The sequence below is a fragment of the Marcopretia estuarina LEGE 06307 genome, from assembly GCF_056633115.1.
The window spans coordinates 33525-57664 of the sequence record NZ_JBSJOY010000004.1 but is presented as its reverse complement, the minus strand read 5'-3'; the positions used below and the strand labels follow the sequence as shown (position 1 = coordinate 57664).

Sequence of the window (24140 nt, the reverse complement as noted above, 5' to 3'; positions counted from 1 at the left end):
AGCTTCAGCTGTCGAAGGTGTTGCGGCCCGAGAACTTGATCGAGGAAGGGTCGGGGTTCTGGCCGATGCGGCGGGCGTTGTGGTTCACCATTGGGCGGCCTTCGTTGACCTTCTCGGGGAACACACCATCTTTCGGGTGCAGATACTCGGTGTCACCGCCGGGGAAGATACGGTAAACCTTGTAATCCTCAATTCTGGGTTTGAACTTGGTGCGCAGCTGAGTGCCGAGGGCGAGGCACTGTTCCTTGCGGGCGAAATACATGATGTTCTCCCCTTCGTTCATCTCGGCGGCACCACCGGTGGGCAGCTCGAAGGGCTGGGATTTGGAGCTGGTCCAGGTGATCGCGTACTTCTCCTCAGTTTCAGCCGAGTTGAGCAGACCGCCGGTGCTGCCGATGTACTTGGGAAGTTGACCGCTCAGCGCCGTTGCTGTCATGGCTGTGGGGGGAGGGGAGTCTGCAGGGGTCTGAGGGGTGCTCAGAAGCCGTCCGCCGACCATTTCGGCTGGAAGCTAGCACTGTCATTTCAGCCAGACCGTCTCTCGGCGCCTGGTCTTCACACCCGTCAACAAAGTCAGGCGGGTTCGCGTGGCGGAGGCGCGGTCGCCCCCTGGTTGGCGAGGGGAAAGAACACGGTCAGGCCGCTGCCGGAGCGTTCGGTCAACCGGCCCCCCAGGCTGCGGAAGAGGTCCTGAGTGGCCTGCCGGCTGAGCTGCAGGCTGCCGGTGAGCGGATCCCAGCGCAGCACCGGTCCGACGGTGGCGGTGGATCCCCGCCCCCCGGACTTGTCTCCGTCAGGCTCACGGCCGCCGCCGGCTTCATCGCAGCTCAGCTGCAATTTCAGCCGTGATCCCGCCGGTTGCAGGCGGATCCGCACGGTGGTGCCCCCCGGCAGGCTGCGGCTGAACCGGTCGATCAGGCCGCCCAGCATCGTTTCCAGGCGGCTCGGATCGCTGAGCACCGGCGGCATCGCCTCGGCCACCTCAAGCTGCAGCGTCAGGCCGCGCCGTTCCAGCTGCCGCTGCCAGAGCCCTGCCAGCTGGTGCAGCAGGGCCGCCAGATCGGCGCGGGCGAGCTGTTGCTGCTGCCGCGGCTGACGCTGCAGCTCGGCGGCATGGAAGATCAGACCGAAGCGATCGATCTGTTCGCTGCATTCGCTGTCGATCTGCTGCAGCCGCTGCTCCACCACGGCGGGCAGGTCGCGGCGCCGCAGCAGGGAGCGGATGAGGGTGCGGATCGTGGCCAGGGGCGTGCGCACCTCATGGGTGAGGGCTTCCAGCAGGGCCAGCTCGCTGGAGCGTTCGGCCTGGTGATCGTTGCCGGCTCCCGTAGCCACCAGCGGCTGAAGCGTGACACTCGGCGCCATGGCGGCCAGCTGTTCCCCCAGCCGCGGCCAGAAGCGCAAGGCCATGCCCTCGTCGCTGCGCAGCTGGCCCAGCCGCTGCAGAGCGCTGCGCAATTGCAGACCCGCCTGCGGAGCCGTGTCCTGAAGCCGCTGGTCCACCAGTTGCAGGGCGGCCGAGAGGGTGGCGGGATCGAAGCGCAGCACAAAGCGGCGGCGCGGGGGCTCCCCCTCCAGGGCCATGGCCACCTGCAGGTCGGGGGTGATCAGCAACAACAGCGGATCGGTGCCGTCGTCGTCCCGCAAGATCAGGCGTTCGAAGGCGGCGGCCTTCCCTTCCGCCGCCGCCGGGACGGCGCCGCGCGGATCCGGAAGCAGTGCAACCGGCGGCTGCAGCAACGACCCCACCGCCGCCGGGGTCCAGACCCATCCCTGCAGCTGTTGCAGCAACGCTGGCTCGTAGAGAGCCGGCAGGGGCGAGGCCAGCCAAACGCCGCGAAGCGGCTGGAGCGCGGGCAGGAAGTCGTTCTGCAAGGTGGCCAGGGCCGCCCACCATTGCCGGCGCACGCCGTCCTCGTCGGCGCGCCCGGGCGGCACCCCTTCGGCCAGCCTCTGCCTGATCTGCGCCAGGCTCGGGGAGGTCACCAGTGGCTCTGCTGGTGGCGGCTGTGGCGGTTCACCGAGGCGCAAAGCCCCAGCGCCAGGAAGTTCACCAGCAGGGAGGAACGCCCGTAGCTCATCCAAGGAAGGGGGATGCCGGTGACCGGCCCCAGCCCGATGGTCATGTTGATGTTCACCACCACCTGGAACAGAACCATGGCGCCCACGCCGATCACCACCAACGACTCGAAATCGGTGCGGGCCTTGCCGGCGATCTGCAGCAGGCGCCACATCAGCACACCGAAGCCGAGCAGCAGCAGCATCGCGCCCACGAAACCGAGCTCCTCGCCGAGGGCGCTGAAGATGAAATCCGTGTGCTGCTCGGGGATGAAACGCAGTTTGGTCAGCTGACCGTGCATCAGGCCGGTGCCCCAGAGCCCGCCGGAGCCGATGCCGATCTTGCTCTGAAGCAGGTGGTACCCCCCACCGAGGGGATCCTTGGATGGATCGAGAAACAGCACCAGCCGGTCGCGTTGGTAGGCCTTCAGCCCATGCATCCAGAGGTAAGGGGTGATGGCCGCAAACAGCCCCTGCACCGCCAGGGTGATCGCCACGCCGATCCAGCGCCACGGCAAAGAGCGGTAGGCGATCAGGCCCATGAGCGGCACCCAGATCCCGAGCGCCGGTGGGAGTGTGCCGGCCAGGATCGCTGCCACCAGCGGTGACAGCAGCAGCACCACCCAGCCCAGCGGCATGCCGGCCCAGAACATCATCACCAGCAGAACGGCGGCGAACACCAAAGAGGTGCCCAGGTTGGGTTCCAGGAACACCAGGGTCCAGGGAATCAGGAACACCCCGGTGGGCCTGATCAGATCCACCGGTCGCTCGATCGGGTAGCGCGACAGCACACCGGCGAGCAGCAGGATCGCGCCGAGCTTGGCGAACTCCGAAGGTTGCACGTGAAAGCCGCCGATGTTGATCCAGCGCTGCGCCCCGAGGGCGTAGGTGCCTATCAATCGCACGCTGATGAGGCTCACCACGGTGAGGCCGTAGATGGGCAGCAGCAGCGCCCTGAGCCGCTCCAGCGGCACCCGAGACAGCAGGGCCGCCAGCACCAGGCCCACCCCTCCGGTGATCCAGTGCTGATACCAGTCGGCGAATTCGGCCTGGCGCTGGGTGCTGGCGATCAGGATGCCGGCCAGGAAGGTCATGGCCAGGGGGATGCCCCACAGCACCAGATCGATCTCGTGAAACGGCGATCGCCGTTGGGGCCGCCGCGCCGAGAACATGCTCTGCCGCCCTTTGGGCAAGCCCATCACGCTCAGGCCGGGGTCAGGCTCGGGCTGGAGAGGCTTTGCGCCAGGGCGCGGAAGGCCTGGCCCATGGCGGAATCCGGCCGGGCCACCACCACCGGCAACCCCTGATCACCGGCCTCCATCACGCTCATCTCCAGGGGAAGTTCCGCCAGCAGGGGCACCTCGGCTTCGGCGGCCAGGGCGGCGCCGCCACCGCTGCCGAAGATCGCGTAGCGGGTCTCCGGCCTGTCGGGAGGAATGAACACACTCATGTTCTCCACCACGCCCAGCACCTTCACCCCCATCTGCAGGAACATCGCCAGGCCGCGGCGCGCATCCTGCAGCGACACCTTCTGGGGTGTGGTGACGATCACCACGCCGGCCATGGGCACGGCCTGGGCGAGGGTGAGCTGGGCGTCGCCGGTGCCGGGTGGCAGGTCGACCACCAGCACGTCGCGTTCGCCCCAGTTCACCTGATACAGAAACTGGCGGATGATGCCGTTGAGCATCGGTCCACGCCACACCACCGGCTGGTTTTCCTGGATCAGCAAGCCCATCGACACCAGGCCGATGCCGCAGGTGTCGATCGGTGTGAGCACCTGCTGGTCGCCGCTGCCGCTCACCTCAGGGGTGCGGTCGGCCACGCCCAGCATGGTGGGGGCATTGGGGCCGTAGATGTCGGCGTCCAGCAGGCCCACCTTCAGGCCGCTGGCGGCCAGGGCGCAGGCCAGGTTGACGGCCACCGTGCTCTTGCCGACACCGCCCTTGCCGCTGCTGACGGCGATCACCCGCTTCACCCCGGGGATGCCCTGGCGCTCGGGCAGCTGCCCCGGGGCCGCCGAGGCGCCATGGCCATGGCCGTGCCCCGCGCTGGAGGCGGGCTGGGCCAGCTCGATCTGGACGTCGTCGATGCCATCAAGCGCCAGCAGGGCTGCCCTCGCGGCGCTGGCGATCTGCTCCCGCTGGCTGGTGGCGTAGCCGGGAAGGGCGAGTCGGAACAGGGCGCGGTTGTCCTGGGTGCGCACCTGGCTGATCCAGGCCAGTTCCAGCAGGCTGCGGCCGGTGCCCGCGTCGCAGAGGGCCTGAAGGGCTTCGCGTGCCTGATCGGCGGTGGCCATCCGGCTGACTGGGCAAAGAGGGTGATCTTAGGCGCCGCTCCCATGACAGACCCTCTCGAAGGCTTGTCTGGCGGGGCGACAGGCTGGAATGGTGTTCAGGTATCGGGCGCCGTTTGCGGCGAAGGGATTGGTGGCGGAGCAGGGAGTGGCCAGGCAGGGCGGGCCGGAGCCGGTGGGAACCCAGTCCCCCGGCCCCGTGGGCACAGCGACGGCCCCCGGGCCAGAGGGCACGGCGACGCCAGCCCCCGCGGATTCACGCCAGCGCGCCAGACAGTTGCTGATGGGCCTGCAGGACAGCATCTGCGCGGGACTGCAAGCCCTGGACGGCGAGGGAACCTTCAAGGAGGAAAGCTGGGAGCGCCCCGATGGCGGGGGCGGTCGCTCGCGGGTGATGCGCGAGGGCCGTGTGTTCGAGCAGGGCGGTGTGAACTTCTCCGAGGTGGAGGGTGACAACCTTCCCCCGTCAATCCTCAACCAGCGCCCCGAGGCCAAGGGGCAGCACTGGTTCGCCACCGGCACCTCAATGGTGCTCCACCCCCGCAACCCCTACGTTCCCACCGTCCACCTCAACTACCGCTATTTCGAGGCCGGCCCTGTGTGGTGGTTCGGCGGCGGCGCCGACCTCACCCCCTACTACCCGTTCCTGGAGGACGCGCGCCATTTCCACGGCACGCTCAAGGCTGCCTGCGACAGCGTCGACCCGGCCTATTACACGGTGTTCAAACCGTGGTGCGACGAATACTTCCACCTGAAGCACCGAGGCGAGACCCGCGGCATCGGCGGCATCTTCTACGACTACCAGGATCCGGGCGGCATCCTCTACAAGGGGCAGGATCCAGCCGGCCCTGCCGCTGCCGTCAGCAAGGCCCTGGGGCCCTGCAGCCACGGCTGGGAGCAGCTGTTCCGCCTGGCCGGAGCCTGCGGCAATGCCTTCCTGCCCAGCTTCATCCCGATCGTGGAGAAGCGCAATGGCCTTCCCTACGGCGAGCGAGAGCGGCAGTTCCAGCTCTACCGGCGCGGGCGCTACGTGGAGTTCAACCTGGTGTTCGACCGCGGCACGATCTTCGGCCTGCAAACCAACGGCCGCACCGAGTCGATCCTGATGTCGCTGCCGCCGCTGGTGCGCTGGGAATACGGGTATGTGCCGGAGCCTGGCAGCCGCGAAGCGCTGCTCACCGAGCTGTTCACCCGCCCGCAGGAGTGGCTCAGCGATCCATCGCTGGAGGAACGCTGCCGACCCCGACAGGCTGTGGACTGAGCGGAGCCGTCCCGGGCCCGCCAGGACTGGGCGTGAGACCCGTCTCGATGGCCTGCACCACCCGGGCGGCGATGGCCTCCAGAGTGGCCTGGCGCCGGTAGGGGTCGCGCAGCGCGGCTTCCAGGGGCCCTTCCAGCTTGCCGATCTCAAGGATGGCGATGCCGCGCCGGGGCGCCCCCAGCCCCTGGCGGAAGCGGGCCGGAAACCCGCCGAAGGCACCGGCCAGTGCTTCGTCGAGGCGGCTGAGCGGCTGCTGCAACGGGGGGATCAGGCCGGAGCCGAATCCATCGGGGCCGTAGGCATCGAAGTGGATCTCGACCGCATAGCCGCCGCGGCGCACGTGCTCGCGGCCCACACTCCAGTTGGTGCGGGGATCGTCGCCGTTGGCGATCGTGCGGAGCGGGGGGTCGTAGAAGCCGATCGCCAGACCACGCTGCTGGCCGAGCCGTGCCACCTCCTGGGCCACCGCCAGGTTCCAGAAGAGCTCGTCGCGGATCTCCGCCTGCATCGGGGCCGCCCCGAACAGGGCCACGGCCTCACCCGGTGTGCCGGCGCCGGCGATGCCCTGGGAGTCGGCGTGGCCCGCCAGCACCAGGACCGGCGTGCCGGGGGGGAGCGTGCGGGTGCCCACCCAGTCTTTGCTGAGCCGGGTGCGGGGACCGGTGAGAGGATCATGGCCGGCCAGGGCCGCCGGCACCGGCAGCGTGGTGGTGATCACCAGCGCCAGCAGGCCGAACCGGGGCAGCAGCGATCCGGGCCAGCGCGTCGGGGCGAGGCAGTGCATGGGGATCAGATCGGGGAGCTGAGCAGGGCACCGTCGCTGGCCAGCTGCAGGCGGGGGCCCATCTCCAGTTCCAGGGCGATCAGTTCATCGCGGTGGGCCCGCAGCTGCAGGCTGCTGCCGGAGGCCTCATCGCCGCTGATCAGACGCAACTCGACCTGCTCCTGCCGGTTGGCCCGCCGCCGGTAGACCACCCCCGCCAGTGGGCCTGCCGCCACCAGCAGCAGCGGCCAGCCGCCCAGCACCGGCAACAGCTGACGCAGCACCAGGCCGAGGCAGGCCCCCCCCACCGCCGCCAGCAGGGACAGCAGCAGCGCCAGATTGGTGCTGGCGGCCACGGTGCCCTGGAAGCGAAGCACCCGCCGCTCGGCATCGCCGCTGTCGGTGCGCCAGCCGCGCTGCAGCAACCATTGGCTCAGGCCCTCCAGCACCTCCACCGGCGGGCGGGGCGAGTGCACCTCCACCACCGTGGTGCGGTCCTTGCTGGCGGCCCGCAGGAAGAACACCAGCCCGATCGCCAGCAGAACGGTGAGCAGCAGGGTGGAGCCCAGGGCAGGGGGCATGGGGAGCGGGCCGTGTGTGGCGGCCATTCTCTCCCAGTCCCCCGGCGGGCGACGATGACGACCGTCGCTTCGCCTTCGATGGGTTCCTCCGCCTCCGCACCCGCCCGCTTCGCCGTCTTCGATGGCGACCTCGACGAGGAATGGCTGGGGCTGTATGCCGCCGCGCCCGCCCTGGCGGTGGATACCGAAGCCATGGGGCTGGTGCACGGCCGTGACCGCCTCTGTCTGGTACAGATCGCCGACGACGAAGACAACGTCTGCTGCATCCGCATCGCCCGCGGCCAGAAGGCGGCGCCGCGTCTGCAGCAGCTGATGGAAAGCCCCACGATCGAGAAGGTGTTCCATTTCGCCCGCTTCGATGTGGCGGCCCTGGGGGAAGGGCTCGGCATCGCTGTGGCGCCGCTGTTCTGCACCAAGGTGGCCAGCCGCCTGGCCCGCACCTACAGCTCCCGCCATGGCCTCAAGGAGGTGGTGCAGGAGCTCGTGGGTGTGGAGCTCGACAAGCAGGCCCAGAGCAGCGACTGGGGACGGGTGGAGGAGCTCGATGAGGCCCAGCTGGCCTATGCGGCCAACGATGCCCGCTACCTGCTGCCCGCCTACCGCCGCCTGAGCGCGATCCTGGAACGCGAAGAGCGCCTCGAGCTGGCGCAGCGTTGCTTTGCCTGCATCCCGGTGTTCGCCGACCTCGACCGCAGCCGCTTCGGCTCCGTGTTCGAGCATTCGGCCCAGGGTCGCTGAGGGTTCGCACGCCCAGGGCCGATGAAGGGCTGCCCGCACAAAGCCGTTGAGGCGCCCCACGACCAAGGTCGCTGAAGCCCTATCCGCCCAGCGCCGGTGACGTTCAGTCCTCGTCGAGGAAATTGGATTCCGAAGGCTTGGCCACCAGCAGCTCATCCAGCAGCCGGCCCTGGCTGAGGGCATCGGCGCGCGCCGCCTCGATCAGCCGCTCGGCGATCACCACTCTGCCGGCGGCATCACGCACCTCCTCCCGTGCCGCCTGCAGATCCACCCGCCGCCGGGCGGAGGAGATGCTGATGCCCAGCAGGGTGGCCAGGTTGCCGGTGGCCACCGCATAGGCCCGATTGGGCGGAACTGGCATCAGGGGGGTGCGTAGGGAGTTGACCCCATCCTCGCCTCAGCCCCGGCCCCCTGCCAGCAGCTGGCGTTCGAGCAGGGCCGCCAGTCGCTCGCTGCCGCCGGCGCTGCCCATGCGGCGCCGGCCGATCTGGCCCAGCCGGCGGATGCCGACTGGATCCTGCAGCAGCTCCTTCAGGCGACGGGTCAATGCGCCAGGGCTGGCGCACACCTGCACCGCTCCCCCCAGCAGCCGGCTCTGCCGGCGCGCGAAGGCCCGCTTGAACTGCGGGCCAGGACCCGGCAAAGACAGGGCTGGCAGGCCGAGCCCCACGAGTTGTTCGGTGGCCGTGCCCGCCGTGGCCAGGCCAAGCTCTCCCCACCCCGCCCAGCGCGGAAAGCAACCCCGGCCCAGCAACAGCACCATCGCGCCCCGCCGCCAGGCCTGATCGGCGCCGCTGCCGCCGGGCACGGCTACAGGCTGGAAGCCATGCGCACGCAGCGCTGGCCCGAGCTGCTCCGGCGCCGGGGTGGCACCGATCGGGCAGAACACCAGCGTGTCGTGCTCTGCCGCCAGCCCCTGAAGGGCAGAAAGAAGCCGCTCGAAGTTGCGGATCGCTTCCGGCAGACGACTGCCGCACAGCAGCACCAGCCGCCGGCTGGAGGCCAGAGCCGCCGGCAGGGCCGTGGGTGCCAGCCCATCCATCATCGGGTTGCCCGGAGCCAGGGCCGGCACCCCATGGCGGCGCAGCCCCCGGGCGGTGAGCCCATCACGGACCGCCACCAGCCGGCAGCGCCGCGAGCCCATCAGCGCCCACTCCCAGGGATCCCACTCGCTGCCTTTGCAGCGGTGATAGCCATCGGCCAGGCCGTTGTGGCCCGGGCCGCTGCGCCAGGTGTAGTCGCTCTTGGGGGTGCCGATGAAGGCGAACGGTGCCCCGCTGCTCCAGGCCAGAGCCAGGGGGAGCAGGTCTCCCACAGCGAGCAGGGGCTGGTGGGTGCGCCCCCAGCGGCGCACCGTCTGCAGGTGGCCCCAGCTGAGCTGGGGCAGGCCGGCGACGAGGTCCTGAACCAGCCCGGAGAGACTCTGGTTGCTGAAGCCGCCGCTGGGCAGCCGTTGGCGGGGGCCGATGCGCTGCAGGGCGCCGGCGGCTTCGGCCGCGGCAAAGCACTGCCCTTCTCCCACCAGGGGCAGAACGCACACGTCAAGGCCCGGCTGCCGCTGCTGCAGGGCCTCGATCACCTTGAGCGCGATCAGATCCTCCCCATGCCCGTTGCTCAGGACCAGCAGACGGGAGGGCATGCCGTGGCTGATACGATCCGGTCCAGGGAGTTTGCTCCCCCATGCGGCGGCATGGCCAAGTGGTAAGGCAGAGGATTGCAAATCCTTTACCCCCAGTTCGAATCTGGGTGCCGCCTCTTTATTCAGTCAACCGTTAGCTCCTCGCCCCGCCATGAGGCGTGGGGGCCCGGGGCTTCGGCAGAGTGCAGGTCACTGGCGCGGTAGCAGCGTCGTCAGAAGCTGGCCTGCGCTTGCCAGCGCTCTCCGCTGAAGGATGTGCCTTCGCAGCTCAGTTGCAGTTGCTCCACCTTGCAGCGGCCCCGCACCGGCCAGGCCTTCGGCAAGCTGGTCGCCAGCCCACGGCCGTCGAAGCCGCTTTCGCTGATGCTGCCGATCTCCGTTTCGATCGGCCCCTGCAGGCGGCAACGGCCCTGACGGCATTGCAGCGGCTGGCTGCCCGGCGTCAACACCCCCGCAAACGTGAGCTGGTGGCTCACTGCCTCCGCTTCCGGCAGGAAGAAGCGGATGCTGAGCGACCCACGGGCGCGTTGTTCCAGCTGGATTGACGTGCAGGCCACTGCCGGCGCCTCCGCCAGGTTGGCGCGGCAGGTGTCGGGTGCTTTTCGCAGCCGGCCGAAATCGTCGCCCGGCTCAGCGGCTCGGACGACCGAAGGGAAGGAACCGCCCAGCGGGGCGGCGGCGAGTAACGCCAAGGAGAGACGGGCCGCCCATCGGCCCGCCACGTTCAAAGGAGTTTGCACGGCTCAGGGACGGGATGAACCCCATTGTCTGTGCTGATCCGGGGGAGCGGCCGGAGCAGAAGCGCCGGCCAACGCGTGGATCAGTAGCCGGAATCGGCCACGCAGGACCCCTGGCAGGCGATCCCGTTGCTGGCGGTGCGCCCGCAGTGCTGGCACAGCACCGGTTCGGCAGGGGTGGAATCAGCCACGGCCACGGGAGGCTCGGGGCTGGGCTCGGGCAACCGGCCGCCTGGCTGCATGACGCACTACAGCAACGAACCACGATCATGGCCACCAGGCCGTGGAGAACGTGGAGCCATGCAGGAGCGGAGTTCCTCCCTCGAGCCTGCTGCACCGGCAGCGGCGGTCCCAGCCATCGGCGTGGGCACCTGGGCCTGGGGCAACCAGTTTCTGTGGGGCTACCAGCCCGAGCGGCACGACGCCGAGCTGGAGGCCACGTTTCAGCGGGCGGTGGCCCAGGGCTTCCGGTTCTTCGACACCGCCGACTCCTACGGCACCGGCCGGTTCACGGGCCGCAGCGAAACCCTGCTCGGCCGCTTCGCTGCGGCCCTGCCACCCGGCGAGCGGGAGGCGTTGTGCCTGGCCACCAAACTGGCCCCCTTCCCCTGGCGGCTGGGCCGCGGCGGTTTCGGGCGTGCCTTCGATGCATCAAGCGAGCGCCTGCGAGGCAAGCTCGACCGGGTGCAACTGCACTGGAGCACCGCCCGCTACGCGCCCTGGCAGGAGGGGCCCCTGCTCGACGGACTGGCGGATCGGGTGTTGGCCGGCGCTGCCACCAGCCTGGGGGTGTCGAACATGGGCCCGCAGCGCCTGCGCCGCGTGCACCGGCACCTGGCCGAGCGAGGGGTGCGGCTGGCGAGCCTGCAGGTGCAGATCTCGCTGCTGGCACCTGAGGCCCTGGCGCCGGGGGGCGTGGCGGACTGTTGCCGCGAGCTCGGCGTCGAGCTGATCGCCTACAGCCCGCTCGCCCTGGGGCTGCTCAGCGATCGCCACCGGGCTGGCGAGAGCTGGCCGGTAGGCCCGAGGGGTGTGTTGTACCGCCGCTTATGGCCGCGTATCACCCCGTTGCTCGAGGCGATGCGGGCGATGGCCCATGCCCGTGGGGCCCAGGTGGCGGAAGTGGCGCTGAACTGGTGCCGCGCCCACGGAGCCATGCCGATCCCCGGCCTGCGCACGCCGGCACAGGTGGATGGAGCAGCGTCAGCGCTGGCCTGGCAGCTCAGCGCTGCTGAACGCCACGAGCTTGATGGGCTGGCACTGGCCCTGCCGGTGCGCATGCCGGCCAATCCCTTTCAGAGCGCCTGAACCCAAGCGCTCTGAAACGGCGGGCGATGGATGAACAGGCGCCCTGGGGGCTTACGCCGGGGAGGCATCGGGTGTGAGCACCACCGGCATGGCGGCAGGCCGGGTGACGCGCACCAGCACCGGGGCGGAGCGTTCCTCCGATTCGTCCTCGTCGGCGATGTCGTCCGCTTCAGCCAGAGCGGAGCCGTCGTCGCCGCCGCAGGCGGCCATCGCCTCCTGCAGGAGGGAATCGAAGGTTGAACCTGGCAGCCGATGGCGAGCCATCTCCAGGAAGGTACGGGCCAGGGATTCGCCCACGGCGGCGCGCAGGGCGGGGTTGTTGCGGCGCTGTTCGAGCTCTTCGGTAAGGGCCTGAATGAAGCGCTCGGTCACATCCCGTTTGGTGCCGGCCCGGATCACGGTTTCCTGCTCCAGCGGGCTGAGCGAGGCCTGCAGTTCAAGTTCCTTGAGGCGGTTGTTGAGACTCTCGAGGATGTCGCGGGCTTCCTTGAGCACGTGGCCCAGCTGGCCATCCGAGAGGCGCGGTAGATCCGCCACATACACCTTGCCGTAGTCCCTCAGGGTGAGAAAGGTGGGGCGGATCGGGGGTCGGGAGAAGCTTTCGCCGTGGCGACGAGGCGGCACGGGAGCCAGAGGAGGAGCGGAGCTGCGGCGACGGGTGATGCGACCGGGGTTGGGAATCATGGACAAAGGGAGTTATCGACGAAGACGTGGCTCCTGCTGGCTCCAGAAGGCCTGGGGAGCATGTGAAGCGAATCGTGTCACCTGCTCGACGACCGATCGCGGATAAGCCGAATCCAATTTGTCATTTCTGGCAGGCGGTGTCAGTACGGCAACCCCCCAAGTAGACGGTTGCTTGCAGAGCCCTCTGCCACTACTCCCAATGGCCAGGCCGCCTGGCCGATGGCGGCGCACACGGCAAGCGCATCAGGCAGGGCCGCCGGCGGTACCACCAGCACGAATCCCACCCCCAGGTTGAAGGTGTTCCAGAGGTCTTCTTCCGGGATGCTGCCCTGTTCCTGCAGCCAGCAGAACAGCGCAGGCCGCTCCCAGCTGGCGGGATCGATCACTGCGTGCAGGTGTGCCGGCAGGGCGCGTGGCAGGTTTTCCGGCAGTCCGCCGCCGGTGATGTGGGCCATTGCCCGGAGCGGTACCCCAGCAGTCAGCAGGGCCTTCACTGCGGCGGGATACAGCTGGGTGGGCGTCAGCAGGGCCTCGATCACCGACGCGCCGCTGCCGGGCAGCCGCGTTTCACTGCTGGCTCCTGCCGCCTCCAATACCCGTCGCACCAGGCTGAAACCGTTGCTGTGGACGCCACTGCTGCCCAGGGCGATGAGGCGATCACCGGCGCTGACCTGCCGCCCATCGATGAGTGCGTCCTCTTCCACGACCGCCACGCAGAACCCCGCCAGGTCGTACCGACCGCTGGGGTAGAAGCCGGGCATCTCGGCGGTTTCCCCACCCAGCAGGGCACAGCCGCTCTGACGGCAACCGTCGGCGATGCCTTCCACCACGGCCGCCATGGCCTCAGGACTCAGCTTGCCGGTGGCGATGTAGTCGAGAAAGAACAGAGGCTCGGCGCCGCTGGTGACCACGTCGTTCACGCACATGGCCACCAGGTCGATGCCCACGTCGTGGTGACGGCCATGGGCCTGCGCCAGTTCCAGCTTGGTGCCCACGCCATCGGTGCCGGAGACGAGAAGCGGCTTCTTCAGCCCGGCCGGCAGCCGGCACAGCCCTCCAAAGCCGCCGAGGTTCCCCACCACCTCAGGCCGGCGGGTCGAATCCACGCTGCTGCGGATGCGCTCAACGAAGGCGCGACCGGCGACCACATCCACCCCTGCACTGCGGTAGTCCATGGCTCAGGTCCTTCAGGGCGGGCGATCTCCGCTCCGATCCTCCGATGCAGCGGGACAGATTGCGCTGAATGCGGTGCCGCTCGCGACCGGCGGGCGCCATTTCCGGTAGACGCTGGGTCGATTGGCACAGGAAACCATCAGCGGCGCTGATCGGGGTGATCGGGTTCGCTGATCATTGCCTGGGCGGCGGTGGTCAGGAAGTGCAGACAGTGACAGGGATGTCGGCTTTGATGATTGTTCCTGATCATTTTCTTTGGCGTATTCCTGGCCGAACTGCACTGAAAAGACAGCCTAACTTTGCCGGGCCGTTACTTCTGCCCAGGAATTCCCCTCGTCTGCTCGATGCTCCAGGTCGTTACCTGGCGCGGAGAGCCAAAGAAATTTCCCAATTCTCATTGGCGATTTCTTTCACCCAGGGGCGTTCCGAGCGTTATGCAACCTTCCTTTTCCCTTGGCGCCATCGCCTTTCTGCTCTCCGGCAGCAGCCTCGCCGTACCGGCTCTGGCTGATTCGACCCTTTCCCACAAGTCCCCCCTGCTGGCTTCGGCCCAGGTGAGCCAGCCCACGGTCCAGCTCGAAACCAGCACTGACGTGGCCATCCGGGAAGTGCAGAGCGAAGTCGCTCCCGAACCCGAAGTGCGCCCGGTTGTTCCCGCCCCTGTCGCCCCAGCTCCCCGCGCCCCGCGCGTCGTCAACGTGAGCAGCGGCAAAGCCAGCTGGTACGGCCCCGGCTTCTTCGGCAATCGCACCGCCAACGGCGAGGTGTTCCGCCCCGGCACCATGACGGCCGCCCACCGCACCCTCCCCTTCGGCACCAAGGTGCGGGTCACCAACCTCAACAACGGCCGCACGGCCGTGGTGCGCATCAATGACCGAGGCCCCTTCACCGGCGGCCGCGTCATTGACCTCGCCCATGGAGCCGCCCAGCACCTGGGCCTCGTGGCCAGCGGCCTCGCCCCGGTCCGCCTGGAAGTCCTGCGGTAGGTCTTCCTCTTCAACACCCCTTCTGAGGGGTGCACAGGCCCCATCCGAGAATCCCTCGGTTGGGGCCTTTCGCTTGTGGAGCCGGTGCGCCTGCTGAGAACTCGCCGGGACCTGCAGCATTGGTGCGGCACCCCCTCCACCCGGAACGTGCCCCTCCACTTCGTGCCCACCATGGGGGCGCTTCACCCCGGCCATCTCAGCCTGATCGAGCGGGCCGGCCGGCCGGTGCCCGCGCCGGATGGCCGCCGCCACCAGCCACGCGTGCTGGTGAGCCTGTTCGTCAACCCGCTCCAGTTCGGCCCGGGCGAGGACTTCCAGTCGTACCCCCGCACATTGGAGGCCGATCGTGCTCTGGCTGAGGCGGCCGGAGCAATGGCGTTGTTCGTGCCCACGGCCGAAGAGCTCTTCCCCGGTGGTGACGCAGGCCTCACCCGCGTGTGCCCGCCGCCGGCCTTGCTTGCCGGCCTCTGCGCCCGGCACCGCCCGGGCCACTTCGAAGGGGTGGCCACGGTGGTCTGCCGTTTGCTGGGTCTCATCCGCCCTGAGCAGCTCTGGCTCGGCGAAAAAGACTGGCAACAGCTGGTGGTGCTGCGTCGGGTGGTGGCCGATCTCGGGCTGCCGCTGCAGATCCGCGGCTGTCCCACCTGGCGTGAAGCCGATGGCGTGGCCGGCAGCTCCCGCAACCGTTATCTCACCTCTTCCCAACGCCTGCAGGCTGCAGCCCTGCCCCGGGCGCTGGAAGCCGGCCGGGCCCTGGTGGCCGCAGGCGAACGCAGCGCCGCCGTGGTGCAGCAGGCGGTGTGCCAAGGTCTCGAGGCTGCCGCCCTTGCGGTGGAGTACGCCGAGCTGGTGGTCCCCCAGACCCTGGCGCCGGTGACCCAGCTCCGCGCCATGGCTCTGCTCGCCGTGGCCGTCCGTTGCGGGCCCAGCCGCCTGATCGATCACACCGTTCTGATGACCCGTCTCCCGATCGTCGCCATCGACGGCCCCGCTGGCGCCGGCAAGAGCACAGTGACCCGCGCCTTCGCCCGGCGGCTGGGGCTGATCTATCTCGACACCGGCGCCATGTACCGCGCCGTCACCTGGTGGGTGCAGCGCCAGGGGGCCGATCCTGCCGATGCCGCGGCTGTGGCTCCCCTGCTCGAGGCCCTGGAGCTTCGCCTCGACAACGGCCCCGGCGGCGAACCGTGCGTCACCATCAACGGCACCGATATCACCACGGCGATCCGCAGTCCGGACGTCACCGCTCAGGTGTCCGTGGTGGCGGCCCATGCCTGTGTGCGTGAGGCGCTCACTCGTCAGCAGCAGGGCATGGGGGAGCGCGGCGGCCTGGTGGCCGAAGGCCGCGACATCGGCACAGCTGTATTCCCGGACGCCGAGCTGAAGGTGTTCCTCACGGCCACCGTGGCGGAGCGGGCGCGTCGCCGGGCGCTCGATCTGGCGGAGCGGGGCTTCGCTGTACCAGCAGGCGCGGAGCTGGAGGCGCAGATCGCCGAACGCGATCGGCTCGATTCGACCCGGGCTGTTGCGCCCCTGCTCCAGGCCGAGGATGCGGTGGAGGTGATCACCGATGGTATGGCGATCGAAGCGGTGATCGAACGGCTCACCGAACTGTTTCGCGAGCGGGTGCCGGAAGAGGCCTGGCCGGATCCGGCCTAAGCCGCGCCGGCTCCGTTTCCAGCTCCACCGCCAGGGTCGTGTCCACCGCCGGCGGCGCCTCCACTGGCAGAGCCACCCTCGCCGCCACTGGCTTCGAGGTGTGCCAACAGTCCGGCGCAGGCGTCATCCAGAAGGTCGAGCACCTGCTCGAATCCCTGACTGCCGCCGTAATAGGGATCGGGCACGTGCCTGGCGCTGTGGCGGCGGCAGTAGGTGGTGAGTGGGGTGACCGTGGCTCTGTGGTTCCCGTCGCCGGCCAGGGCACGCACGGCGGCCAGGTTGTCCTCATCCATCGTGAGGATGTGGTCGAAGCGGTCGAGATCGCTCCGCTCGAGCTGGCGGGCCCGGCTGGTGAGCAGGATGCCGCGCCGCTCGGCAGCGGCGCGCATGCGCGCATCGGCGGGATGGCCCACATGCCAACCGCCCGTGCCGGCGGAATCCACAGCAAAGGCGTGCGAGAGCCCGGCCTGCTCCAGTTGGCTGAGGAACACCCCTTCCGCCGCCGGGGAGCGGCAGATGTTGCCGAGGCAGACAAACAGGACACGGGTGGGAGCCATCGCCATCAGCCAGACAGATTGTCGAGCGCCAGCCTGGCGCGCAGACGCACCACCAAGGTGTCTTCCGAAGCCGGCGCGGCCAGTCCCTCCAGCTGCGCCAGCCCGCGCACGCGCTGTTCAGCCGCAAGAGGATGGGGCAGCAGTTGCTCCAGGCTCACCACGACGGCATAGCGCACCACCCATTCCGGATCGGCCGCTCCAGCCAGCAGCCCCGTGAGACAGCGCTGCCAGATGGCGCTGCGCTCCTCCTGCGGCAGGCTCTCCAACCGCAGCTGGCCGAGCCCGCGGGCCGCCGCGCGCCGCACGCTCGGCCCGATGTCTTCGGCAAGGGCCTCCTCCAGCACCGCCAGGCCGCGGGGATCACCGATGCCGGAGAGGGCGCGCACGGCCCAGGCCCTGGCGCCGTAGTTGTAGCCGTCGATGTTGGTCAGCAGGGGCTCCACGGCAGAGGTGCCGAGGGCGACCAATCCCTCCACCGCCGCCACCGCTGCCCCGGGATTGTTGAAGCCCAGCACCTCCACCAGATGGACAGCAGCCTCTGGATGGCAGGCCGTTGCCAGGGCGCGGGTGGCCTGCAGCAGCCCGACGGGGCTGTCGGCCTCCTTGAGGTTGCGAATCAGAACGCTCGGATCAGCAGATGACATGGTCAGAGCAGGTCGTCCATCACTGTCAGCACAGCGGTGGTGGCGGGATCGGACATGGCGGGCGGCTGCAGGTTTTCCGCCAGCCCGCGCAAAGCGATCAGCTTGAGGCTGTTTTCGGCCAGGGTGCGGCGAATCGGCTCCAGCGCAGGCCGCCAGCCGGCAGCTCCCAGATCCATCAAGGCGGCGCGCCGCACCTGCAGCTGGGGATGATCAAGCAGTTCCACCAGCTGCTCGCCCCAGCGATGGTCGCCCGTGAGCTGCAGCAGAGCGCGGCAGGCGGCGCTGCGGATCAACGGCCGCTCATGCGCCACGAAGGGCTCGATCACCGCCAGCACTGTGGGCGTGGCCTGCCCAAGCGACCCAAGGGCTTCCAGCAGCGCTTCGCAGGGTTCCTGCAGCCGACTGCTGGCCGGCTGCACGGCCCCGGCCACAGCGGGACCGCTGGCGAGCCGTCGGCAGAGCGTCTCCACCGCGGCGGTGGCTCCCAGCTCACCGAGGGCCCGGGCCGCGGCTTCGCGCAGCCCGTCGTCCTCATCGTCGAGCGCTTCGATCAGGTCGGCGACGGCGTCGGCAGAGCCGAGCTTGCCCAGGGCGCGGGCGGCGTTGCGGGCGACGGCATTGTGCTCCACCCCGGCGTCCAGCTGGCGGGGCTGGCGCTGCCTCAGGGCCACGCACAACAGGGGCACGGCGTCGGGGTGGCGGCTGCGCATGCGACCCAGCCACCAGGCGGCGTAATACTGCAACGACTGGTCTTCGCTCTGGCGGAGCCGCCGCAGGGCCTCCGCTTCCGAAATCGGTGCGCCACCGCCCGTGGCGGCAGGGTCTGAGAGGGGTGTGTCGATGGTGGATCCGGCGACATCCATGGCCGCTGTGTGTCGGGTTCGCAAAGGCAGGCGGGTGGCCTGCCTTTGCCGGAAGAACAACCGGACCGGTGTCCGGTGGCCCTGCCTGAGCCTGCCGGCGTCAGCCAGGCAGATTCAGGCAGGCGCATGAAAAAGGAGGCCGTGAGGCCTCCGTTGCGCCGATGGCAAGCGAGGAGAGAATCCTCGGTTGCATCGTTGAATCCACGAGGGATCAGACGAGGGCGTTGATGGCGTAGTCGATGTAGTTGTTGGCGATGACACCGGGGTCGCCGGAGACGCCGTGGTTGGCCTTGATGTAGTTCAGGGCTTCAACGTACCAGGAGGGGGAGAGCTCGAAGGCACGGTTGATTTCATCGAGACCAGCGATGAGGTACTCATCGAGGGGGCCGGTGCCACCAGCAACGAGGGAATAGGTGATGTGACGGAGGTAGTAACCGATGTCACGGGCACACTTCTCTTTGCCCCGGGGGGTGGAGGCGAAGTTGGAACCCTGCTGCTGGGTGGTGTAGGGGTACTTGTTGTAGACGGCCTGAGCAGCGCCGTTGACGAGAGCGTCAGCGTTGGCGGTGAGCTGGCGAGCAGCTTCGAGGGCGTTCTTGGCGCGCTCGAAGCGACCGAAGGCGGCGTTGAGCTCGGTGTTGCTCAGGAAACGACCCTGGGAGTCGGCGGCAGCAACGGCCTCGGTGAGGGGAGTCTTCGACATTGGGTGAAGGAGAAGAAGGTGGGAACCGAAGAAAGGGTTGGATCAGCGGGATGAGACCAGCCGATCCAGGTGCAGCCGATCAGCCGACAGCAGAGGCGGCGCGATCGAAGTAGGTGCCGATTTCGGAAACGAGAGCGGAGCAATCACCGGGGGTGATGCCGTTGCGATCGTTGACGAGAGCGATGGCGGCGTCCTTCATCTTGCGGACTCCTTCAGCCACCGAAGCGCCGGGGACGCCGAGGGCGAGATAGGTTTCGCGAAGGCCGTTGAGGCAACGATCTTCCAGGACGGAAGCGTCGCCGGTGAAGACGGCGTAGGTGACGTAGCGGAGGATGATCTCCATGTCGCGCAGGCAGGCAGCCATGCGGCGATGGGTGTAGGCGTTGCCACCGGGGGCGATCAGAGCAGGCTGTTGATCGAAGAGATCGCGAGCAGCGTTGGTGACGAGGCTGGAGGCGTTGGAGGTGATGCGGTTGACAGCATCCATGCGCTTGTTGCTGTCAGCGACAACCGACGCCAGGGCGTCGATCTGGGCGCTGCTGAGGAATTCGCCGCGGGCATCAGCCTGAGCAACGACCTTGGTGAAGGCGTCGAACATGTAAATGAGCTCCTGTTCTCGACGATCGGGGTCGGGATGGGGTTGACAGCGATCGGATTCTTCCGATCGACTGCGCTATTCTGCGGACGAACGCACCCGTTCCGTGGGAAGTTCACAAAGGGTCACCTAGCCCCTTGCGCACTGGGGTCAGACCCCCTTGTCTGTGCCTCCACGCTACAACGATGGCGACGCCCCTCCCCGTTGGCAAGCCCTGAGGCTGCAGGCATCGTTCCGGATTCCGCCTCGCTGGCCCGGGTCCGCCAGTGGCCGTTCCCCGCAGCGGTCAGCCATTGCTCCTGGTCGGCCGGCCTTCTCTTGAAGTCGGCCCCAAGGCCTTGAGTGGTCAAGCCTGTGTGTCTTGCCTCCACAGGGCGGTTGCCCCGCTCCGGCAAGGTCCGCGTCGATGTCCGCTGGTGCCCGGGCGGCGCGGTCACCACGCCAGCACCCAGATCCATAGACGGGGCTGGCCATGTCGCCCCGCTGCCGGACGAATCGCTGCTCAGTGGGTCAAAGCGCTCCGCCGCTGGTGAAGACGCTCCGTCTCTGAGTGAGCTGCCTGGCCGCCCAACGCCACTGGTCAAACCTCACTGGCCCGATGTCACTGGATTGGTGCCCTGCGGCCCACGATCAGGTCGGCGGCTGCTCGGCTGAGGCGCGCCGCTCCAATCGCCCTGCTCTGGCCGACAGGCTGACCCGCCAGCCTTGGCTGGTGCGTGCTGTTTCTGGCGACAGCCCCGTGCTCCTGCCGCTTCTCTCTTGACAGCCAGGTGCACGGCAGGGACGGTGGTGGCGCTGCACGGCCACAAAAAAGCCCGGCGGGGTCACCGCCGGGCCTGATGCCCATGGATTCTGGGGACGTTGAGTCAGTTCACCGGTGTGACGCTGGCCACGCGGCCACCTTGACGGTGAATCATCTGCTGGTACTCCAGCATTTTGTTGAAGGGAACAAAGCGCACCGTGTTGCTGCGCTTGTGCAGCCGGTAGTTGTTGAACCCGGTGACTTCCACCCGATACATCTTCGCCTGCTGGCCGATCCCCTTGGCCATCTTGGTGATCGACTCGTTGGCGACCTTGGTGGGCTGGAAGCCTGCACCGGCGGCGTTCGGGCTCACCACGGGCAGTGCACGGTCCTGGTGGAGGGCCTTGCCGAGACGGAAGTTGGTGCCGGCAGTGTCACCCTTCACCGAAGCAGCCGCTCCGCGGGTGAGCTGCATCAGCCACGAGAACTGACGACCGGCATGGCCTGCGGAGTAATCCCAGCCATGCAGGTAGGGAACTGTTTCTTCCCCGAACCGCGCCTGATACTCATCGCTGTCGATGTAGGAGTCGATTTCGGCGTCGTAGCCGTGCTCCTGGAGGATCGTGAAGTGATGCAGCATCTCCGCCTTGCTGTGAGGGGCGCGGCCGAGCAGATGCTTGTGATTCAGTTCAATGAAGTGGTAGGGGTTGCAGTTCTCGAAGAACTTTGCCCTGTACAGGCCACTTTTCGCCATCATCCGCACCAACTCGCGGATGCTGAGGTAGCCGTTCTTGAAGAGGGACTCTGCCCCTTCAAGCCGCTCGCTCTCCATCAGGTATTGGTAACCGAAAACCTGCCGGTAAACGGCGCGGATCAGTTTCCCTTTGTCCTGATCGGAGCCGTTGCTCCAATTTTCGTTACCGCGATCGTTGGCGAAGCGCTCAATGCCGAGATAGGCGGCGTTGACGAGTGTCATGGGTGCCGGGCTGGAAGAGGGTAAAAAAAAGGAGGCCGTGAGGCCTCCGTTGCGCCGATGGCAAGCGAGGAGAGAATCCTCGGTTGCATCGTTGAATCCACGAGGGATCAGACGAGGGCGTTGATGGCGTAGTCGATGTAGTTGTTGGCGATGACACCGGGGTCGCCGGAGACGCCGTGGTTGGCCTTGATGTAGTTCAGGGCTTCAACGTACCAGGAGGGGGAGAGCTCGAAGGCACGGTTGATTTCATCGAGACCAGCGATGAGGTACTCATCGAGGGGGCCGGTGCCACCAGCAACGAGGGAATAGGTGATGTGACGGAGGTAGTAACCGATGTCACGGGCACACTTCTCTTTGCCCCGGGGGGTGGAGGCGAAGTTGGAACCCTGCTGCTGGGTGGTGTAGGGGTACTTGTTGTAGACGGCCTGAGCAGCGCCGTTGACGAGAGCGTCAGCGTTGGCGGTGAGCTGGCGAGCAGCTTCGAGGGCGTTCTTGGCGCGCTCGAAGCGACCGAAGGCGGCGTTGAGCTCGGTGTTGCTCAGGAAACGACCCTGGGAGTCGGCGGCAGCAACGGCCTCGGTGAGGGGAGTCTTCGACATTGGGTGAAGGAGAAGAAGGTGGGAACCGAAGAAAGGGTTGGATCAGCGGGATGAGACCAGCCGATCCAGGTGCAGCCGATCAGCCGACAGCAGAGGCGGCGCGATCGAAGTAGGTGCCGATTTCGGAAACGAGAGCGGAGCAATCACCGGGGGTGATGCCGTTGCGATCGTTGACGAGAGCGATGGCGGCGTCCTTCATCTTGCGGACTCCTTCAGCCACCGAAGCGCCGGGGACGCCGAGGGCGAGATAGGTTTCGCGAAGGCCGTTGAGGCAACGATCTTCCAGGACGGAAGCGTCGCCGGTGAAGACGGCGTAGGTGACGTAGCGGAGGATGATCTCCATGTCGCGCAGGCAGGCAGCCATGCGGCGATGGGTGTAGGCGTTGCCACCGGGGGCGATCAGAGCAGGCTGTTGATCGAAGAGATCGCGAGCAGCGTTGGTGACGAGGCTGGAGGCGTTGGAGGTGATGCGGTTGACAGCATCCATGCGCTTGTTGCTGTCAGCGACAACCGACGCCAGGGCGTCGATCTGGGCGCTGCTGAGGAATTCGCCGCGGGCATCAGCCTGAGCAACGACCTTGGTGAAGGCGTCGAACATGTAAATGAGCTCCTGTTCTCGACGGGTGGGGTCGGGAGGGTGGGTGTGCAAAGCGAGAGCGCCAAAGGCGTTCACGCGAGCCAGAAAGGTGTGTCTTGCGCTGAACACCGTTGTTTGACCGGTGCCAGCGGACCCCCGACTTGGCCTACGTATTTTTGGCCCAACGCCTAATCTTGTGAGCGATGCTTAACAAATGGTCATTGCCTGCTGATATCCATTGCGGGGCAAGGCTTTTGCGTGGTGAAGCCAGGCTTTCTGTGCCCAGGCTGAGGTGGCAGGCCCCAGTGAATGTATCTGAGCGAACAGAAACCTGGTGAAAATCCCATGTGTGGGATCACTTTGATGCCCACGAGTTGTGGGAATCCTGCTCGAGCGCTGCAAGTTCAACGTTGAGGGGATCAACGCGTCCAGTCCGATTCCGTGCTGGTCAAGTGCGTCCAGTTCAGCTCGGTTCGGATTGACACTGGCCAGCCCAGCTCCGCGCTGCCCGACCGCACCCCTGAAGTCACCCCCTTGATCGGTCCAGGCCGAAGGAGAGTTGTTGGTTGTGGCCATGCTGCAGCTCCCAGTTGAGCTGCTCCCAGGGGCGCATGACCCTGGAGGGCTGAGTGCGGCCTGTAGACGAAGTCAAGCGGAGCTCATGGGTGTTGTGGTGGTCCCTCTGCCATTGGTCTGATGGCAACTGGGCCTTGGTTGGTGTCGAGAACAGTTCCGTATTCAGGAACGCATCGCGGAACCGTCCGTTCAACGACTCGGCAAGCCGTTCTGCCAAGGCGATCCTGGCTCGATCTAGGCCGTTCCCGTACCGATGCTCTCGCTCCAGCGTCTGAGGGCATGAGCAATGAACTCCGGCCCGTTGTCACTGCGGATGAAGGCCGGAGCTGGGTAGAGCCTGATGAGCTTCTCCAGCACCGCCACCACATCTATGGCCTTGCAACGCCGTCCCAGACGGATCGCCTGGCACAGGCGGCTGTCCTCGTCGATCACGTTCAGGAACTTGAGCCGCCTTCCATCAGCGGTGGCATCGAACTGGACGTCCATGGCCCACACCTGATGGGGATGCTCACCCTGGTGCGGCCGCACGGAGCCTTCGGCGGGTCGTGCACGCTTCTGCTTGCGAGGAGTGGGGCGCTGCAGGCCTATCTCCCGCCACAGCCGTTGCACTCACTTGTGATTCACCATCCAGCCCTCACGCCGAAGGCGATAGGCCATGCGGCTGTCCCAGCGGATGTGTTCGGCCGCGATCCTTCGGGGACGCCGCCGGAGCTTGCTCTCCTCCAGATCGATGACCTTGCCGCCATGGCTCTGCGTGCTTCTGTGCTGGCCAGCCACCCGACAGACGAAGCGTTCAGATGCCCGGTATCGCTCCTGCAGGACCACGACGGCCCTGTGCCGGAGTTCCGGGCTCAGAAGTTGCTCTCGGCAAGGTCTTTGCGCATTGCCTTCTCCAGCTCTGCCTCAGCCAGAAGCTTCCACTGCTTCGCAGAAGCCCTTCGGGCTGGAGCGTGCGGAGGATCTGTTCGGGTGAAGGCCTGGTGTGTTTCATGGTCGAGTCCCCGGCTCAAGTCGGGCTGGCTGAAGACTCTCCTTCACCCTGGACTGGTTTCCGGGGTTCACGCCGCCCGTTCCAATCCAGGTCATTGCTGCCATAAAAAAACCTCCCATGGAGGAGGTTTGATGAGAAGAGGCCCAGGAAGGGCCCCAGGCTTCAGGCGCTAGGCGGCGTGGGTTGTCCCCGCCGGAATCAATCCGCTGCGATATCGCCGCCGCTGACGGAGACGTTGGTGACCTTGCCGCCAAGGCGGTTCACGAGCCGAAGCGTGTCGTTCATGCGGGTGTAGGGAACCTGCATGACGCAATCAGAGCTGCGCACATAGTCGTTGTTGACGATGCCGGTGACGCTGATGGTGACTTGGCGGTTGCTGCTGAAGCTGCTGCCGCGGGTGCCTGCGGAGACCTTCATGGCTGGGATGGCGAGGGGAT

Annotated in this window: 26 protein-coding genes, 1 tRNA gene and 1 pseudogene; 6 read left to right on the top strand and 22 right to left on the bottom strand. The window is 67.5% G+C overall.

Annotation, left to right across the window (positions count from 1 at the left end; genetic code table 11):
- Window positions 1-4 precede the first annotated feature (4 nt).
- The 4 genes from psaD to ACWJI3_RS09990 all read right to left on the bottom strand — a co-directional run bounded on the left by psaD (window position 5) and on the right by ACWJI3_RS09990 (window position 4354).
- Entirely contained in the window at window positions 5-436 is a 432-nt protein-coding gene (psaD, locus tag ACWJI3_RS10005; RefSeq protein ID WP_094514174.1) for a photosystem I reaction center subunit II PsaD, read from the bottom strand.
- A 137-nt stretch (window positions 437-573) separates the two neighbouring features.
- Window positions 574-1986 carry a histidine kinase gene (locus tag ACWJI3_RS10000; RefSeq protein WP_480203615.1) on the bottom strand — a complete coding sequence of 471 codons (1413 nt, stop codon included), beginning with the start codon at window positions 1984-1986 and terminating at the stop codon, window positions 574-576.
- The gene (rodA, locus tag ACWJI3_RS09995) at window positions 1983-3257 is read right to left on the bottom strand and encodes a rod shape-determining protein RodA (RefSeq protein ID WP_480203614.1); all 1275 of its coding nucleotides are present in this window, start codon (window positions 3255-3257) and stop codon (window positions 1983-1985) included. The genes ACWJI3_RS10000 and rodA overlap by 4 nt, the downstream gene beginning before the upstream one ends.
- Window positions 3258-3262: 5 nt before the next feature.
- Entirely contained in the window at window positions 3263-4354 is a 1092-nt protein-coding gene (locus tag ACWJI3_RS09990) for an Mrp/NBP35 family ATP-binding protein (RefSeq protein ID WP_255101371.1), read from the bottom strand.
- Window positions 4355-4442: 88 nt separating this feature from the next.
- Here ACWJI3_RS09990 and hemF point away from each other — a divergent pair, with 88 nt between their 5' ends.
- Window positions 4443-5612 carry an oxygen-dependent coproporphyrinogen oxidase gene (gene hemF, locus ACWJI3_RS09985; RefSeq protein WP_480203613.1) on the top strand — a complete coding sequence of 390 codons (1170 nt, stop codon included), beginning with the start codon at window positions 4443-4445 and terminating at the stop codon, window positions 5610-5612.
- Here the strand turns inward: hemF and ACWJI3_RS09980 are convergent.
- Together ACWJI3_RS09980 and ACWJI3_RS09975 are read right to left on the bottom strand one after the other, a co-directional pair.
- Window positions 5560-6396 carry a dehydrogenase gene (locus ACWJI3_RS09980; RefSeq protein ID WP_480203612.1) on the bottom strand — a complete coding sequence of 279 codons (837 nt, stop codon included), beginning with the start codon at window positions 6394-6396 and terminating at the stop codon, window positions 5560-5562. The genes hemF and ACWJI3_RS09980 overlap by 53 nt on opposite strands.
- 5 nt (window positions 6397-6401) lie before the next feature.
- Window positions 6402-6956, bottom strand: coding sequence for a cofactor assembly of complex C subunit B (locus ACWJI3_RS09975; protein WP_094514160.1), 555 nt, complete (start codon window positions 6954-6956; stop codon window positions 6402-6404).
- 78 nt (window positions 6957-7034) lie between these two features.
- Between ACWJI3_RS09975 and ACWJI3_RS09970 the strand changes: the two genes are divergently transcribed.
- Window positions 7035-7694, top strand: a complete 660-nt coding sequence (locus ACWJI3_RS09970) for a ribonuclease D (protein WP_094514157.1) — start codon at window positions 7035-7037, stop codon at window positions 7692-7694.
- Window positions 7695-7797: 103 nt separating this feature from the next.
- Here ACWJI3_RS09970 and ACWJI3_RS09965 read toward each other — a convergent pair whose 3' ends face one another.
- Together ACWJI3_RS09965 and ACWJI3_RS09960 are read right to left on the bottom strand one after the other, a co-directional pair.
- A complete protein-coding gene (locus ACWJI3_RS09965) occupies window positions 7798-8055 on the bottom strand; it encodes a hypothetical protein (RefSeq protein ID WP_255101377.1) in 258 nt (85 codons plus the stop codon).
- Window positions 8056-8091: 36 nt separating this feature from the next.
- The gene (locus tag ACWJI3_RS09960; RefSeq protein ID WP_480203611.1) at window positions 8092-9333 is read right to left on the bottom strand and encodes a lipid-A-disaccharide synthase-related protein; all 1242 of its coding nucleotides are present in this window, start codon (window positions 9331-9333) and stop codon (window positions 8092-8094) included.
- A gap of 45 nt (window positions 9334-9378) precedes the next feature.
- Between ACWJI3_RS09960 and ACWJI3_RS09955 the strand changes: the two genes are divergently transcribed.
- A tRNA-Cys gene (locus ACWJI3_RS09955) sits at window positions 9379-9449 on the top strand.
- A gap of 96 nt (window positions 9450-9545) precedes the next feature.
- On the opposite strand, the gene ACWJI3_RS09950 is transcribed toward ACWJI3_RS09955, so the two are convergent.
- Together ACWJI3_RS09950 and ACWJI3_RS09945 are read right to left on the bottom strand one after the other, a co-directional pair.
- Window positions 9546-10073 (bottom strand): hypothetical protein, encoded by a 528-nt coding sequence (locus ACWJI3_RS09950; protein ID WP_144037039.1) that lies wholly within the window; start codon window positions 10071-10073, stop codon window positions 9546-9548.
- Window positions 10074-10153: 80 nt separating this feature from the next.
- The gene (locus ACWJI3_RS09945; protein WP_158217486.1) at window positions 10154-10312 is read right to left on the bottom strand and encodes a hypothetical protein; all 159 of its coding nucleotides are present in this window, start codon (window positions 10310-10312) and stop codon (window positions 10154-10156) included.
- 58 nt (window positions 10313-10370) lie between these two features.
- Between ACWJI3_RS09945 and ACWJI3_RS09940 the strand changes: the two genes are divergently transcribed.
- Window positions 10371-11378 carry an aldo/keto reductase gene (locus tag ACWJI3_RS09940; protein WP_480203610.1) on the top strand — a complete coding sequence of 336 codons (1008 nt, stop codon included), beginning with the start codon at window positions 10371-10373 and terminating at the stop codon, window positions 11376-11378.
- Window positions 11379-11429: 51 nt separating this feature from the next.
- Here ACWJI3_RS09940 and ACWJI3_RS09935 read toward each other — a convergent pair whose 3' ends face one another.
- Window positions 11430-12062: a hypothetical protein gene (locus ACWJI3_RS09935; RefSeq protein ID WP_094514137.1), complete on the bottom strand. Its 633-nt coding sequence runs from the start codon at window positions 12060-12062 to the stop codon at window positions 11430-11432.
- 140 nt (window positions 12063-12202) lie between these two features.
- Window positions 12203-13237 carry a phosphoribosylformylglycinamidine cyclo-ligase gene (purM, locus tag ACWJI3_RS09930; protein ID WP_480203609.1) on the bottom strand — a complete coding sequence of 345 codons (1035 nt, stop codon included), beginning with the start codon at window positions 13235-13237 and terminating at the stop codon, window positions 12203-12205.
- A 432-nt stretch (window positions 13238-13669) separates the two neighbouring features.
- Between purM and ACWJI3_RS09925 the strand changes: the two genes are divergently transcribed.
- Both ACWJI3_RS09925 and ACWJI3_RS09920 read left to right on the top strand, forming a co-directional pair.
- Window positions 13670-14221: a septal ring lytic transglycosylase RlpA family protein gene (locus tag ACWJI3_RS09925; RefSeq protein WP_094514131.1), complete on the top strand. Its 552-nt coding sequence runs from the start codon at window positions 13670-13672 to the stop codon at window positions 14219-14221.
- Between the two features lie 84 nt (window positions 14222-14305).
- A complete protein-coding gene (locus ACWJI3_RS09920; RefSeq protein WP_480203608.1) occupies window positions 14306-15880 on the top strand; it encodes a bifunctional pantoate--beta-alanine ligase/(d)CMP kinase in 1575 nt (524 codons plus the stop codon).
- 95 nt (window positions 15881-15975) lie between these two features.
- Here the strand turns inward: ACWJI3_RS09920 and ACWJI3_RS09915 are convergent.
- The 10 genes and pseudogenes from ACWJI3_RS09915 to ACWJI3_RS09870 all read right to left on the bottom strand — a co-directional run.
- Window positions 15976-16437: pseudogene (locus ACWJI3_RS09915) on the bottom strand (low molecular weight protein-tyrosine-phosphatase); the annotation flags it as partial.
- Window positions 16438-16442: 5 nt separating this feature from the next.
- Window positions 16443-17081: a HEAT repeat domain-containing protein gene (locus ACWJI3_RS09910; protein ID WP_480203607.1), complete on the bottom strand. Its 639-nt coding sequence runs from the start codon at window positions 17079-17081 to the stop codon at window positions 16443-16445.
- A gap of 2 nt (window positions 17082-17083) precedes the next feature.
- Complete coding sequence (locus ACWJI3_RS09905; protein ID WP_480203606.1) at window positions 17084-17944, bottom strand: HEAT repeat domain-containing protein; 861 nt, start codon at window positions 17942-17944, stop codon at window positions 17084-17086.
- A gap of 211 nt (window positions 17945-18155) precedes the next feature.
- On the bottom strand, window positions 18156-18647 hold the full coding sequence (gene cpcA / locus ACWJI3_RS09900; RefSeq protein ID WP_094514115.1) for a phycocyanin subunit alpha: 492 nt from the start codon (window positions 18645-18647) through the stop codon (window positions 18156-18158).
- 79 nt (window positions 18648-18726) lie between these two features.
- Window positions 18727-19245 carry a phycocyanin subunit beta gene (locus tag ACWJI3_RS09895; protein ID WP_094514122.1) on the bottom strand — a complete coding sequence of 173 codons (519 nt, stop codon included), beginning with the start codon at window positions 19243-19245 and terminating at the stop codon, window positions 18727-18729.
- Window positions 19246-20108: 863 nt separating this feature from the next.
- On the bottom strand, window positions 20109-20960 hold the full coding sequence (locus tag ACWJI3_RS09890) for a phycobilisome linker polypeptide (RefSeq protein ID WP_259728780.1): 852 nt from the start codon (window positions 20958-20960) through the stop codon (window positions 20109-20111).
- A gap of 107 nt (window positions 20961-21067) precedes the next feature.
- The gene (cpcA, locus tag ACWJI3_RS09885; RefSeq protein WP_094514115.1) at window positions 21068-21559 is read right to left on the bottom strand and encodes a phycocyanin subunit alpha; all 492 of its coding nucleotides are present in this window, start codon (window positions 21557-21559) and stop codon (window positions 21068-21070) included.
- A 79-nt stretch (window positions 21560-21638) separates the two neighbouring features.
- Window positions 21639-22157: a phycocyanin subunit beta gene (locus tag ACWJI3_RS09880; protein WP_094514122.1), complete on the bottom strand. Its 519-nt coding sequence runs from the start codon at window positions 22155-22157 to the stop codon at window positions 21639-21641.
- 789 nt (window positions 22158-22946) lie between these two features.
- Window positions 22947-23240: a DDE-type integrase/transposase/recombinase gene (locus tag ACWJI3_RS09875; RefSeq protein WP_480203605.1), complete on the bottom strand. Its 294-nt coding sequence runs from the start codon at window positions 23238-23240 to the stop codon at window positions 22947-22949.
- A gap of 661 nt (window positions 23241-23901) precedes the next feature.
- Window positions 23902-24120, bottom strand: a complete 219-nt coding sequence (locus ACWJI3_RS09870; protein WP_094514109.1) for a phycobilisome linker polypeptide — start codon at window positions 24118-24120, stop codon at window positions 23902-23904.
- Window positions 24121-24140 lie beyond the last annotated feature (20 nt).

Bases quoted from the DNA above. Each gene is read 5' to 3' on its own strand.
- psaD (WP_094514174.1), bottom strand. From the start codon at position 436: ATGACAGCAACGGCGCTGAGCGGTCAACTTCCCAAGTACATCGGCAGC.
- rodA (WP_480203614.1), bottom strand. From the start codon at position 3,257: ATGGGCTTGCCCAAAGGGCGGCAGAGCATGTTCTCGGCGCGGCGGCCC.
- ACWJI3_RS09990 (WP_255101371.1), bottom strand. From the start codon at position 4,354: ATGGCCACCGCCGATCAGGCACGCGAAGCCCTTCAGGCCCTCTGCGAC.
- hemF (WP_480203613.1), top strand. From the start codon at position 4,443: ATGGTGTTCAGGTATCGGGCGCCGTTTGCGGCGAAGGGATTGGTGGCG.
- ACWJI3_RS09980 (WP_480203612.1), bottom strand. From the start codon at position 6,396: ATGCACTGCCTCGCCCCGACGCGCTGGCCCGGATCGCTGCTGCCCCGG.
- ACWJI3_RS09975 (WP_094514160.1), bottom strand. From the start codon at position 6,956: ATGCCCCCTGCCCTGGGCTCCACCCTGCTGCTCACCGTTCTGCTGGCG.
- ACWJI3_RS09970 (WP_094514157.1), top strand. From the start codon at position 7,035: ATGGGTTCCTCCGCCTCCGCACCCGCCCGCTTCGCCGTCTTCGATGGC.
- ACWJI3_RS09965 (WP_255101377.1), bottom strand. From the start codon at position 8,055: ATGCCAGTTCCGCCCAATCGGGCCTATGCGGTGGCCACCGGCAACCTG.
- ACWJI3_RS09960 (WP_480203611.1), bottom strand. From the start codon at position 9,333: ATGCCCTCCCGTCTGCTGGTCCTGAGCAACGGGCATGGGGAGGATCTG.
- ACWJI3_RS09945 (WP_158217486.1), bottom strand. From the start codon at position 10,312: ATGCAGCCAGGCGGCCGGTTGCCCGAGCCCAGCCCCGAGCCTCCCGTG.
- ACWJI3_RS09940 (WP_480203610.1), top strand. From the start codon at position 10,371: ATGCAGGAGCGGAGTTCCTCCCTCGAGCCTGCTGCACCGGCAGCGGCG.
- ACWJI3_RS09935 (WP_094514137.1), bottom strand. From the start codon at position 12,062: ATGATTCCCAACCCCGGTCGCATCACCCGTCGCCGCAGCTCCGCTCCT.
- purM (WP_480203609.1), bottom strand. From the start codon at position 13,237: ATGGACTACCGCAGTGCAGGGGTGGATGTGGTCGCCGGTCGCGCCTTC.
- ACWJI3_RS09925 (WP_094514131.1), top strand. From the start codon at position 13,670: ATGCAACCTTCCTTTTCCCTTGGCGCCATCGCCTTTCTGCTCTCCGGC.
- ACWJI3_RS09910 (WP_480203607.1), bottom strand. From the start codon at position 17,081: ATGTCATCTGCTGATCCGAGCGTTCTGATTCGCAACCTCAAGGAGGCC.
- ACWJI3_RS09905 (WP_480203606.1), bottom strand. From the start codon at position 17,944: ATGGATGTCGCCGGATCCACCATCGACACACCCCTCTCAGACCCTGCC.
- cpcA (WP_094514115.1), bottom strand. From the start codon at position 18,647: ATGTCGAAGACTCCCCTCACCGAGGCCGTTGCTGCCGCCGACTCCCAG.
- ACWJI3_RS09895 (WP_094514122.1), bottom strand. From the start codon at position 19,245: ATGTTCGACGCCTTCACCAAGGTCGTTGCTCAGGCTGATGCCCGCGGC.
- ACWJI3_RS09890 (WP_259728780.1), bottom strand. From the start codon at position 20,960: ATGACACTCGTCAACGCCGCCTATCTCGGCATTGAGCGCTTCGCCAAC.
- cpcA (WP_094514115.1), bottom strand. From the start codon at position 21,559: ATGTCGAAGACTCCCCTCACCGAGGCCGTTGCTGCCGCCGACTCCCAG.
- ACWJI3_RS09880 (WP_094514122.1), bottom strand. From the start codon at position 22,157: ATGTTCGACGCCTTCACCAAGGTCGTTGCTCAGGCTGATGCCCGCGGC.
- ACWJI3_RS09870 (WP_094514109.1), bottom strand. From the start codon at position 24,120: ATGAAGGTCTCCGCAGGCACCCGCGGCAGCAGCTTCAGCAGCAACCGC.